This window comes from Quyinboa sediminis, from assembly GCF_042219855.1.
Lineage (GTDB): Bacteria > Bacteroidota > Bacteroidia > Bacteroidales > UBA5342 > JBHJHP01.
The window spans coordinates 1,062,452-1,074,984 of the sequence record NZ_JBHJHP010000001.1 but is presented as its reverse complement, the minus strand read 5'-3'; the positions used below and the strand labels follow the sequence as shown (position 1 = coordinate 1,074,984).

General features: G+C 40.1%; 9 protein-coding genes. 8 read left to right on the top strand and 1 reads right to left on the bottom strand.

The window, feature by feature from the left end; translation table 11 throughout:
- Window positions 1–12: 12 nt before the first annotated feature.
- The 8 genes from tpiA (at window position 13) to ACE1EF_RS04480 (ending at window position 9,391) form a co-directional block, all read left to right on the top strand.
- Window positions 13–768 carry a triose-phosphate isomerase gene (gene tpiA / locus ACE1EF_RS04515; RefSeq protein ID WP_375719428.1) on the top strand — a complete coding sequence of 252 codons (756 nt, stop codon included), beginning with the start codon at window positions 13–15 and terminating at the stop codon, window positions 766–768.
- Window positions 769–1,232: 464 nt separating this feature from the next.
- Window positions 1,233–2,897, top strand: coding sequence for a hypothetical protein (locus tag ACE1EF_RS04510; RefSeq protein ID WP_375719427.1), 1,665 nt, complete (start codon window positions 1,233–1,235; stop codon window positions 2,895–2,897).
- 37 nt (window positions 2,898–2,934) lie between these two features.
- Window positions 2,935–3,795: a 4Fe-4S dicluster domain-containing protein gene (locus ACE1EF_RS04505; RefSeq protein WP_375719426.1), complete on the top strand. Its 861-nt coding sequence runs from the start codon at window positions 2,935–2,937 to the stop codon at window positions 3,793–3,795.
- 3 nt (window positions 3,796–3,798) lie between these two features.
- The gene (nrfD, locus tag ACE1EF_RS04500; protein WP_375719425.1) at window positions 3,799–5,022 is read left to right on the top strand and encodes an NrfD/PsrC family molybdoenzyme membrane anchor subunit; all 1,224 of its coding nucleotides are present in this window, start codon (window positions 3,799–3,801) and stop codon (window positions 5,020–5,022) included.
- 19 nt (window positions 5,023–5,041) lie between these two features.
- A complete protein-coding gene (locus ACE1EF_RS04495) occupies window positions 5,042–5,761 on the top strand; it encodes a glycine cleavage system protein H (RefSeq protein ID WP_375719424.1) in 720 nt (239 codons plus the stop codon).
- A 76-nt stretch (window positions 5,762–5,837) separates the two neighbouring features.
- Window positions 5,838–7,496, top strand: coding sequence for a sensor histidine kinase (locus ACE1EF_RS04490; protein WP_375719423.1), 1,659 nt, complete (start codon window positions 5,838–5,840; stop codon window positions 7,494–7,496).
- A 9-nt stretch (window positions 7,497–7,505) separates the two neighbouring features.
- Window positions 7,506–8,849 (top strand): sigma-54-dependent transcriptional regulator, encoded by a 1,344-nt coding sequence (locus ACE1EF_RS04485; RefSeq protein WP_375719422.1) that lies wholly within the window; start codon window positions 7,506–7,508, stop codon window positions 8,847–8,849.
- Window positions 8,850–8,854: 5 nt separating this feature from the next.
- Complete coding sequence (locus ACE1EF_RS04480; protein WP_375719421.1) at window positions 8,855–9,391, top strand: archaemetzincin family Zn-dependent metalloprotease; 537 nt, start codon at window positions 8,855–8,857, stop codon at window positions 9,389–9,391.
- Window positions 9,392–9,430: 39 nt separating this feature from the next.
- Here the strand turns inward: ACE1EF_RS04480 and ccsB are convergent, their stop codons facing one another.
- Window positions 9,431–12,496, bottom strand: coding sequence for a c-type cytochrome biogenesis protein CcsB (ccsB, locus tag ACE1EF_RS04475; RefSeq protein ID WP_375719420.1), 3,066 nt, complete (start codon window positions 12,494–12,496; stop codon window positions 9,431–9,433).
- Between the last annotated feature and the right edge of the window lie 37 nt (window positions 12,497–12,533).

Sequence of the window (12,533 nt, the reverse complement as noted above, 5' to 3'; positions counted from 1 at the left end):
TATAAAATAATCATGAGAAAAAAAGTAGTTGCAGGAAACTGGAAAATGAACAAGTCGCTTGCTGAAGGAGTGGAAACAGCAAAAGCACTTAATGAAGTTTTAACAGGAAAAAAGGTTAATTGCGATGTGGTTATCTGTACGCCCTTCATTCACCTTGCATCCGCTGTGGAAGCTGTGGATACGTCAGTTGTGGGGATTGGTGCTCAGAACTGTGCAGATAAAGCAAGTGGTGCCTTCACGGGTGAAGTATCTGCAGAAATGGTAAAATCAACAGGTGCGGGTTATGTGATATTAGGTCACAGTGAGCGTCGTGAATACTATGGTGAAACCAGCGCCATCCTGAATGATAAAGTTGCCCTTGCTCTTGAGAACGGATTAACACCTATCTACTGCTGTGGAGAGGCCCTGGATATCCGTGAAGCAGGTACTCAGAATGAATACGTTATTAACCAGCTAAAAGAGACCGTATTCAAACTTTCTGCTGAAGATTTTAAAAAACTGATACTGGCTTACGAACCAATCTGGGCTATCGGAACCGGTAAAACTGCGTCATCTGATCAGGCTCAGGAAATGCATAAGGCCATCCGTGATGCAATTGTTGAGCAATTTGGTGCCGAGGTTGCTGAAGAAACATCAATACTTTACGGAGGCAGCTGTAAAGCCTCAAATGCTCCTGAACTATTTGCCAATCCTGATGTGGATGGAGGCTTAATTGGTGGAGCTTCACTTAAAGTGGAAGATTTTATGGGAATTGTGGAGGCCTGGTAAAACTTTCGATACCCAAAATATAAAACCGGCAGAAATGCCGGTTTTTTTTTGCCCCTGTTTAACCCTGACTGTATCCGAACCTAAGGCCAGTTTTTAATGTATTGTGCATTAAATGCCAGTAGCTGATCCGTAAATATAAGGTTTATGCCCGTAATTCTTCTATTGTCTTCGTTGTAAGTAGTAGTAAATCAATTAAATAAAATTAAGGTGTTTAATAAATAAACATGTGTTTAAAAATTAAGCACTGAGTATATGTGGTTGAAATACAGCTATATAAGTTCAAAATGATAATTGGGTGTTTAAAAATACAACACATTACACTGATTAAATATTCGTCAAGTATGATGTAAAGTAAAGAATATGAGATAGTTATAAAGATTGGCATTATAGTTGATTAACTAGGTGTGAAATTGTTCGGAAGATTAAAACGGACATCATATAGTAAAACATAAAATCACTCTGTAATGAAAACAAAAATGTTAATACCGGTCGTGCTTCTTTTCAGTGGATTACTTTTTGGTAATCTGTTGCATGCAAATGTAACTGTAGAAGATGCACTAAAAGTTTCTGTGTTGTATTCCTCAGAACTAGAGTCACTGGCATTGAATCTGTCTGATTCCTTTAATGCCGCCAATGGAGATGTGTCAGTCACCGCAAAACCGTATTCTGAAAAATCCGGGGAGCTGAAAGAAAACGATTTGATTCTGCTAAGTGATAAAGACCTCAGCAAAGGAAGTTTTCAGGATAACTGGAAGATGGTTGTCGGGAGATCCGTTGTTGTTCCATTGATCAACAGGGATAATCCGTTTTATAAGGAGATCATTCAGCAGGGTGTAACTATCGATGAGTTGTCCAGGGTATTACAAAATCCAGAGCATAGAAACTGGAAGCATCTGTTGGGTGAATCATTTAGTGCTGACATTCTGGTTTACGTGGAAAATAATTCCATTGTTGAAAAATGTCTGGCTGAACTGGTGAATACGAACCAGGCAGACTTGTCTGTGCAGGTAGTTCCGGATGGGAATGAAATACAGCATAAATTAAAGACCAATAAAACTGCCATTGCTTTATGTCTTTTGTCCGATATCGAAACTGAACAGGAACCGTTCAAAGGAGATGTTCAGATTCTGCCTATTGATAGGAACGGAAATGGAATCATAGATCAGACAGAAAATATTTATCAGAATAAAGCTTCCTTCAATCGGGGCGTCTGGATTGGTAAATATCCCAGGAACATGTATTCCAATGTTTACCTGGCATCGATGAAACAGCCGCAGCAGGTATCGGAAATTGGTTTTGTAAAATGGGTTATTACCGAGGGGCAGCCTTTGTTACCGGATTACGGGCTTCAGGAGTTGGTTTATTCTGAAATTCCATCTAAAACAGCTCAGCTCAATGAACCGCTTCAGACACCTGTAATCGTTGAACCTAAACCGTTTTTAGCTCGATATATTGTTTTTATTGGATTAGCAGTTTTACTCTTAATCGTTGGATTTGAATTGTGGATTCGTTCAGGAAGAAGGCAGAAAAGAAATACCACAGATGTTCCGGATCAGCCGAAACCACTTGATGTAGCAAACATGGGAATTCCACAGGGTATGTATTTCGATAAAACGCACACCTGGGCTTTCATGGAGAAAAACGGAAATGTAAGAATTGGTATTGACGACTTTCTGGCTCAGATTTCAGGTCCATACACACGTGTGGTATTAAAAAGCGAAGGAGAAAAAGTAACCAAGGGAGAGCATATGCTGACCATTGTTCAGGAAGGAAAGCAAATTAAAATAAACGCTCCGGTTTCCGGTATAGTGCAGGCCCTGAATGAGGAATTAATTTATGATGCAACAAAACTGAATAAAGTGCCCTATGATGAAGGGTGGATATACCAGATTACACCGGATAACTGGAATATTGAACGGATCTATCTGAACAGTGCGTTTAAGTATAAAAAATGGATTTCACAGGAATATACCCGGTTTAAAGACTTTATAACAACAGCACTGTCAAGGATTGATACAGGGTTGAATACTGTAGTCTTACAGGACGGTGGTGAGTTGAATGAAAATACTCTGAGTAAAATGAGCCCTGATATATGGGAAGAGTTTCAGAGTCAGTTTTTAGACAGGTAGCAGATCATCGGTTAAAAATAATCTAATTAACTACGTTATGAATTTAAATCGAAGAAATTTCTTAAAAGTATTGGGTGTAACAGGTGTCGCCGTTACCACAGGTGAAAAGCTGGTTGCAAATACAAAACCCGGTGAAACGACAGAATTACACGGTATTCTATATGATATTTCACGGTGTAAGGGATGTTGTGGTTGTGAAATTGACTGTGCGGATGCAAACGGGTTGCCTTATCCTGAGGATGGTGCTGAACTGGGCGTCGTCCGGAAAACAAGCGAAATACAACGTACCGTCGTAAATGCAAAACAAACCTCTAAAGGAAAAATGTTTGTCCGTACGCAGTGCATGAACTGTAATGATCCCGCCTGCTGTACAGCCTGTTTAACTGAGGCAATGCATAAAACTGAAGTTGGACCGGTCATCTGGCGGGGCGATAAATGCATGGGATGCAGGTACTGTATGGTATCCTGTCCGTTTGATATGCCAAAATTTGAATATAAAAGCACTAATCCTGTCATTCAGAAATGCACCATGTGCTATGAACTGATAGAACAGGGAGAAGTGCCTAACTGTGTGTATAATTGTCCTTATGATGCCCTGAAATACGGAACGCGAAGAGAACTCTTATCTGAAGCACATAAACGAATTGCTGAAAATCCTGATGTTTATATTGATCAGATTTATGGAGAACACGAAGCCGGTGGAACCGGATGGCTTTATATATCACCGGTACCATTTGAGGAGCTTGGACTGAAAACAAATCTTCAGAAAAGTTCCTATCCGGCACTTACAAAGGGATTTATATCGTCTATTGCGCCTGTTGATATTTTATTACCGGGGTTACTCATAGGCATTCATGAAGCAGTAAAATTCAGAAACCAAAATAATAAGGAGGAATAATCAATGTTAAATATAACGACCTCAGATGCTCCACTGACAGTTCAGAAAACACAAAACAGATTCAGGTTCATTTTAAGCGAACTGAAGCCCAAAGGAAAGATTTTCACCCCGTTTAACGTCATCAGCGTACCCGTAATTTTAGTGGGTCTTTACCTTATTTTTATACGGTTTACCGAAGGTTTAGGCTCTGTTACAAATCTGTCGCAGGAATTTCCCTGGGGATTATGGATTGCCTTTGATGTTGTTACAGGCGTTGCTTTTGCAGGTGGAGCTTATGTGCTGGTTTTTATGGTGCATATTCTGAATCTGAAATTGTATAAACCCATAATGAGAGTAACCGTTCTGAATGGATTTCTGGCCTACTTCTTTTATTCGTGCGCATTGCTGCTCGATTTGGGAAGGCCGTTACATATTGTAAATGTGATTATCGGAAATAATTTTGGTGTAAGCTCCGTATTATTCCTGGTGGGATGGCATTTTTTGCTTTATATGCTGGCCTTGTTGCTGGAATTTTCACCGGCAATAGCAGAATGGCTCAATGCCAAAAAAGCACATCGAATATTGTCGGCACTAACACTTGGCGCAGTCATTTTTGGTATTACGCTTTCTGTGTTACACCAGAGCGGTATAGGTGCACTGTTTTTAATGGCCAAAGAAAAGATTCATCCCTTATGGTACAATCCGTATCTGCCTCTCATGTTTGTGATCTCAAGTATTTTTGCCGGTTTTTCTCTTATCGTTTTTGAAGGATCAATCAGTCACAAGGTCTTTTCAAATCAACTGGATGAGAATTTCCACAAATCCTATCACAAAATACTTATCGGTCTTGCCAAAATATGTACCGTAGCACTCTTTGCTTATCTCTTTATGTCCGTTATCGTTTTCGTACACGAAGAGAACTGGACCTATCTGAATACCGGGTATGGTTACTGGTATCTTCTTGAAATGATTGGTTTTGTATTTATTCCGATGGTGTTGTTCTTTCTGAGTTACAGAAAGCAAAATGTAACACTGGTTAAAATTGCATCATTGATGACCCTTGTAGGTATCCTTCTGAATCGCCTGAATGTTTCATTGATAGGGTTTAAATGGTATGAAACACCGCACTATATCCCATCATGGCAGGAAGTTACCGTCACCCTTACAATTATTTTTATTGAAATCTGGGTATTCCGGTGGATCGTAAGAAGAATGCCTGTATTACGCAAATCAAATGATCTGATATAATAACTTAATTTTATAAACAATGAATGAATTTACATATCATAATATATTTGAAACCAAGGGATTTGAATATATCATTACCATCATCTTTTTTGCTCTTCTGATTCCGTTCTGGCTGGTGTTGAATAAAAAGATTAAAGTAAAAGAAGAGACCGCTAAAGTAAAAGCTATGGTTAAAAATGTTTTACCGGTTATTCCCGGAGGGTTTTTTGTCAACAGAAATCATACCTGGGCTTTTCTTGAGCAGACCGGAACGGCTAAAATCGGGATTGACCATTTGATAACACATATGGTGGGCAATGTGCAGATAGAATATATGAAGACTCAGGGTGAAAAAATTAAAAAAGGGGAGTTGCTGGCAAAATTAAATGTAGATGATAAACATCTTAAGATTTATTCTCCTGTTACAGGAGATGTAGTGGGAAATAATGAAGTACTGCATGAAGCATTTCATTCGCTTACTGCTGATCCGTATGGCTCCGGTTGGTTAATAAAAATTGAGCCTGAAAACTGGAAACTCGAAACACAGTCGTTCTATTTGGGGAGAAAGGCGATGGATTGGTTAAAGTCAGAAACAGAGCGGTTGAAAGAATTCATGATTACAAGTCTGAAAGGTGCTGAAGTGAATGAACCATGGCCCGTAATGCAGGATGGAGGAGAGCTGACAGAGTTTACCTTGTCTGATATGCCTCCTGCGTTGTGGCACAGTTTTCAGGATGAATTTTTAAACAAAACATCATGATTGTATGAAATCTGTTTTTTATTCTGATGATGTTTTGTAACTTGTTTGCGCTTTATTAAAGCCAGAAATCACGCATATGCTGCAAAGGATAAAGACTAAATTTATAAGACCACTATTTGAAAGCTATATTAAAATCCGGTCATCCATTTATGGCCGGGTTATTTTAATTATTGTCTTCTCATCGCTGATATTGTTTCTTTCATTTAGCCTGATTTTCAGGGCAGTGTATGGTGAATATCTGCGAACGGTTATCCGTCAGAACGGGAATAATGTAGGATCGATTGTAGAAGGTGCCTTGTATACTTCTATGCTTGAAAACGACAAGACAGAACTGCAGAATACACTGGATCTTATCAATACCATGTCAGGAATTGACGAAGTGAACATGTATAACAGCGATAATCAGCTGATATATACTTCTTTTTCTTCCGATGATCATAAGCACAGCGATCCCGACTGCATAAAGTGTCACGGCAACCTGTCCGAGATGTTTCCCCCGGCGGAAAAAGCCTATCGGATTATTGATATGAAAAGTGGTTGTACAATGACCGATAATGACAATAACCACAGACACCTGATGATCCGGTCACCCATTCTTAATCAGCCGTCGTGCTATACAGCTTCCTGCCATGCACACGGACCGGATGAAAAGGTATTGGGTTCACTTATTATTAAAGCTCCGCTTGACGATCTGGACAAAGCAGTGATGAAATCTTCAACCGATTTCTTTGCCATGGCATTGGTTACAACGTTTTTGCTCATAACCATCCTGGTTTTCTTTACCGGTAAAAATATCCGAAAGCCTCTGAATGAACTCACCAGGGCCAGTGAGGCAGTGGCCAATGGGGACAATTCTATTCGTCTGACCTTAAAACCAAATCAACTTGGTGATATTCACATGGTTTCAAGTGCATTTAACAACATGCTTGATAAGTTGCAGGCTGCCAATACAGAACTTGAAAACTGGTCGAAACAGCTGGAGTATAAGGTTCAAAAGAAATCCGAGGAGTTAAGCGCCGCTCAGAATGAAATGATCCATATTGAACGTATTGCATCCCTGGGTAAGTTATCCGCTTCGGTTGCCCATGAATTAAACAATCCGCTTTCAGGTATGCTGGTCTATACAAAACTGGTATCACGCCAGCTACGTAAAGAGGATTTTTCAACTGAAAAGCGACAGAGTTTGCTGAAGCATTTACAGTTTGTTGAGAATGAGATTGTACGGTGCGGCGATATTGTGAAGGGACTGCTGGATTTTTCCAGAAAAGATCAGGATAATTTTGCAGGCAAACACCTGCACCATATTTTAAAGGAGACAACGAACATCGTGCTTCATTCAATTAAGATTGCAAATATCAGATTAATAACAAATTACGAAGCAACAGAAGATCTCATATCGTGTAATGCTGCACAATTAAAGCAGGCATTTATTGCGATTCTGGTAAATGCTACTGAAGCCATAACGGATAGTGGCGAAATTGTAATGGAAACAAGAAATGAAGATGACCACAGCATTCGTCTCGAAATCAGTGATAACGGAAGTGGTATTTCTGAAGATAATCTGAAGCATGTTTTTGAACCCTTCTTTTCAACGAAACATCAAACCAGCGGGATAGGACTGGGGCTGGCCATTGTTCATGGTATCATCCAGAATCATAACGGGGAAATAGGTATTACCTCAACTGTTGGCAAGGGAACACGGGTAAGCATAAAGTTTTCATTAATGAACCAATAATTAAAATTTATGGACCAGAAAATTTCAATTCTGATTGTTGACGATGAGGAATCCGTTCGGGATTCACTTTATAACTGGTTTATTGAAGATGGTTATGAGGTTGCATGTGCACCCGACGCCCGGAATGCGCTTTCAATCCTTGAGTCTCATCCCTATGATATTGTTTTAGCAGATATCAAAATGCCGGGAATGGACGGGATGGAAATGCTGAAACGGATAAAATCGCTAAACAGCAAATCCATCGTTATCATGATGACTGCTTTTGCTACCGTAACAACTGCAGTACAGGCTCTTAAGGATGGTGCGTACGACTATGTCACAAAACCGTTTGATCCGGATGAATTATCCCATTTGATAAATAATGTATCCAGGCAGATTAAACTGTCAGAGGAGAATGAGTCCCTTAAGGAAAGGGTAATATCACTTGAGAATGTTGAAGATCTTATTGGCAACAGTGAGGCGATGAAAAAGGTACTCCGGGAGGTGGAAAGTGTTGCCCAGTCTACTTCATCCGTCATCATTACAGGTGAAAGTGGTACGGGCAAGGAGTTGATCGCCAGGGCAATCCATTTTAATTCACCCAGAAAGTACTTTCCGCTGGTAAGCGTACATTGCGGGGCTTTATCAGAGTCTTTGCTTGAAAGCGAGCTTTTCGGTCATGAAAAAGGTGCATTCACCGGTGCAATGTATAACAGGAAAGGGCGCTTTGAAATGGCCGATAACGGGACCATATTTCTGGATGAGATCGCTACAATTCCGCTGAAAATGCAAATTGAACTGCTCCGGGTTCTGGAATCCAAACGTTTTGTAAGGGTTGGTGGAAATAAGGAGATCGAATCCGATTTCAGGGTGATATGTGCTACCAACAAGGATCTGAAGAAAATGGTTGAAATGGGAACTTTCCGCGAGGACCTGTATTACCGTCTGAATGTGGTTAATATTAACGTACCGCCGCTCAGAGAACGAACAGAAGATATTCCGTTACTGGTTAACTATTTTATTAAAAAGTACTGTTCGTCCATGAGCCGTGATGCCATAAAAATAGAGACTGCCGCTATTAAACGTCTTGAAAGCTTTGAATTTCCGGGTAACGTGCGTGAACTGGAGAATATGATTGAAAGAGCTATCGTAATCGGAAACGGGAAAGAGATTCGCGTAAAAGACCTTCCGGTAGGGAGCGAGGTTGAAGTGAGCGGTGCTGAGAGCCTGGATGAAAATGAAAAGAAACACATAGTACAAATTCTTGAAAGATACGACTGGAATATTTCACAAACAGCCAGGGCACTTAAAATTGACCGCGTTACCTTATATAATAAGATTAAAAAATACAATCTGAAGCAGGTCAAAAAATAACGGGCTTGGTCTATTCGCCACAAAATATTACGCTTATTTCATGCGGTAATTTCGATCCGAAATTTATCAACCTGGTAGCAGATGCCATAAGGAAGGCATTCTACAGGGAAGTTTCAATCCGGAACGCAACAATAGAATTGATCGAATACTATGATCCGGCACGAAGACAGTACAACGGTGATTTGTTATTAAAAAAGGTTGATGCCCTGCGCCTGCCAGAAGACCATAAAGTAATTGGCTTGTTCCAGGTGGATCTTTTTATCCCTATACTTACCTACATTTTCGGACAGGCTTATCTGAACGGAACAACTGGTATATCTTCAACATACCGGTTATACAACGAACGCTATGGCTTAAAGCCGGATCATGAATTGTTGCTGAACCGGTTTAAGAAAGAGGTCATACATGAACTGGGACATGAATTCGGTTTGATTCATTGCCATACTCCGGGCTGTGTAATGCAGTCAAGTACTTATGTAGAAGATATTGATCAGAAAACAATCCGGTTTTGCGATCCCTGCAATATAAAGCTGGGAATTTGATTTCTATCCATCTTTTCACCCCACTGAATCTGTAGTTGTTTACTTCCTGGATTGCTGCATTTTATCAAACTGATAGGCAGAAGCAACGGTAAGTAACAAAACAGCTGCCACCGTATAATACACAAAATTCGGAACCGGAACCGGATCACCTGCCGCATAGGAATGTAAGCCTGACAGATAATAGTTTACCCCGAAATAGGTCATCAGAATGGATGCAAATCCATATACAGACAGTGCATTAAAGGTAAATATCCCTTTCAATCCGGGAATAAGTCTGGCATGAGTGACAATAGTGTAAACAAGAATGGATATGAATGCCCAGGTTTCTTTTGGATCCCATCCCCAGTATCGTCCCCACGATTCATTGGCCCAAACAGCACCAAGGAATGTTCCTATCGTCAGTAGATACAGACCGACAATCAATGTTTTATGATTTAATATGGTTAATGACTGCAGATTATTCAGAATCCGTTCCTGGTTTTTAGAGGTTCTTAAAGTCATTAATATCATATTTATCAGTCCCAGTATCGCACCAAGACCCAAAAATCCATAGCTTGCAGTGATCACAGAAACATGAATCGTTAACCAGTAAGATTGTAACACCGGAACAAGGTTTGTTATAACCGGATCCATAAACGATAAATTTGCTACCATAAGCGTTAATCCGCCAAGAACTGCGGTGGCAGGTAAGGCAAAAGACGACAGCTTGTTAAAGATGAAACCGGCAAGTAAGGTTACACCTGAGATAAATATCATTGACTCATAGCCGTTGCTCATTGGAGCATGGCCGGAGATATACCACCTTGCAGCGATTGCAATTACATGGACCACAAAAGCCAGCAGCAGGACATAGAAAAATGAAGACCGGATTATACGCGGGACCTGTTTGCCACTGACGATAAAAGCAATCAGTAAAAACAAGTATAAAACCCCGAAGGTAGCATAAAACGGAAACAGTATTTTAAACGGATTGAGTTTATAATACATGATTTCCACGCTTATCTTAAAGTCTGATGGTAGGCTGTACCCTGCATGCGTACGCTGAAACGTATTAATCCCACTTACCATTTCATTGGCTAAGGAATAATCTCCAGTGGTTTTTGCGTTTAATACTTCATCGTAGTAGGTTTTTAGTATTCTGCTCAGAAACAGGGAATCTTCCTGATTTGTGGCTTTCTGTGCCGCTTCTTCAGCAACAAACCATGAAACGCTGTCCCTGGAATTAGGAACAGGAAACATTTTCAGGTAGCGACCGGAAAAAATGGCATAACAGATATTCACTTTTTCATCGGTCTTGATAATCGCTTTATCCAGCTTTGTTCTTTCGCCGGGTGACTTTTCAAAAGATTTTTGTACGAGTGGCCGCAATACATATCCCTTTTGCGGATCAATAAAACTGGAATATGAGGTGTATTTCCCGTTCATGCCCAGTAATTGCTGTAATTCACCGTTCGTTACACGAATCAGCGGTGCCTGGGTCCAGTGTGATGGCTGCATGTTCATTTCCATAAACAGCTGAACCGGATTCATACCCATGATATTTTCTTTCCGGGAGATTTTACGCATCAGCTCAGATGCAAAAGTATATACAGGTTCTGTTCGGCCTTTGGTATTCTGAATCAACAGTTCGCCGAATTTTTCGGCATGCTTTTTATCAATAGGACGATGGCTGTCAGGCATTTTACCGCCCTGCATCTGGGCGCTCGAAGTAAATGAGATGAAGATAAAGGCTGTAACTGCAAGCAGCTTTTCATTTAATTTTGTTTTTCTGAAAAAGGAGTTTTTATTTAATAACGAGAAGATCATGCCTAAAAATAATACTGCATAACTGAAATAGGTTACCGTTGTACCCCATCTGTCGCTGTTGACCGATAGGATGGTACCCCGTTCATCATCATCATATGATGACTGGTAAAACCTGAAACCCTCATACTTTAAAATGTTGTTCATGTAGATATGAAAATCAATTGGTGCATTTCCGTTATCCCTAAGTGTAACATAACTTGAAAAGGATGAAGGACTCATGGATCCGGGGTATCGATCTATTGCAAAGTCTTTTAAGTAAACGCTGAACGGAAGATCGATGGTGTTATTGCCGTAGAAAAGATTTACATTATGGCCTTCAATATTGGACTTGACGTAAGCAGTATTCCAGTTTTTGTCCCACAAAATGACATTTTTTGCTGTTTCGCCGTATTGAAGCCTGAATTCCATAGCCTGCATACCCAGCATATGATTCTGAACCGTTGATTCAACAGGAACTACCTTTGCACTTTGATAAAATTCCTGGAATACCAGGCTGTATTGTTTGATTTTGTACAGTTTTTTAGCCTCAAACGGTACCTTACTGTTAGTAATATAGACTTCTGCTTTGTTGCCCATCTCACTGACACTTATCGGGGAATCAGCATCTATATATAAGGTATCATGATCATAACTAAACGCAATATCTGCATGATCTTTTTCTCCAAAAGAAAAATTCAGTTTACCAAGTTGCACAGGAGTGTTTTTTTCGAGATACTGAAATCCCCTGATATCCGGCCCTGACAAAATAAATCCTATAATCGGTACTCCGTTTTCAGTTTCAGCTGCCTTTTCATAGGCATTTTTATATCGTTTGGTCAGGGTAATATGCAGTGGTTTACCTGCAAGGTCAACCGATTCATTAAATGATCCATCGGCAGAAAGTTTTTCCCGCGTGTTGAACGTAACGGGATTATTATCATCGGTTTGTACTTTTAAAACCATGCCACCTGTGATAATGGTCGAAGATGCCTGTCCTTCACGAATGTGCATTGTTCCTTCGTATCCGAAATAACGTGTTATAGCCGCTCCGGCTATCATGCCTATAAAAGCAAAATGAAAAAGGAAGATGGTAAATTTTTTGGGTTTGTAAAGCTTAAGCCGGAAAATGCGGCCTGTCATATTGATCGCTAAAAGCAGAAAAAGTACCTCCAGCCAGCGGGTATTGTAAACCTTCATCCTGGCAAATTCAGCCCCAAAATCATTTTCAATAAAAGTTGCTACAGCAAGAGCCACGCCCAGAACAAGCAAAAGTATCCCCATTAAGACGGGAGAAAAAAGCAGATTATAAAATTTCTTCATTTCTAACGATTAAAAATTCAGTCATCTGTATATTAAC

What these genes read in the sequence shown, in the direction of transcription:
- ccsB (WP_375719420.1), bottom strand. Translation starts at nt 12,496, where the DNA reads ATGAAGAAATTTTATAATCTGCTTTTTTCTCCCGTCTTAATGGGGATA.
- ACE1EF_RS04490 (WP_375719423.1), top strand. Translation starts at nt 5,838, where the DNA reads ATGCTGCAAAGGATAAAGACTAAATTTATAAGACCACTATTTGAAAGC.
- nrfD (WP_375719425.1), top strand. Translation starts at nt 3,799, where the DNA reads ATGTTAAATATAACGACCTCAGATGCTCCACTGACAGTTCAGAAAACA.
- ACE1EF_RS04495 (WP_375719424.1), top strand. Translation starts at nt 5,042, where the DNA reads ATGAATGAATTTACATATCATAATATATTTGAAACCAAGGGATTTGAA.
- ACE1EF_RS04505 (WP_375719426.1), top strand. Translation starts at nt 2,935, where the DNA reads ATGAATTTAAATCGAAGAAATTTCTTAAAAGTATTGGGTGTAACAGGT.
- ACE1EF_RS04485 (WP_375719422.1), top strand. Translation starts at nt 7,506, where the DNA reads ATGGACCAGAAAATTTCAATTCTGATTGTTGACGATGAGGAATCCGTT.
- ACE1EF_RS04510 (WP_375719427.1), top strand. Translation starts at nt 1,233, where the DNA reads ATGAAAACAAAAATGTTAATACCGGTCGTGCTTCTTTTCAGTGGATTA.
- tpiA (WP_375719428.1), top strand. Translation starts at nt 13, where the DNA reads ATGAGAAAAAAAGTAGTTGCAGGAAACTGGAAAATGAACAAGTCGCTT.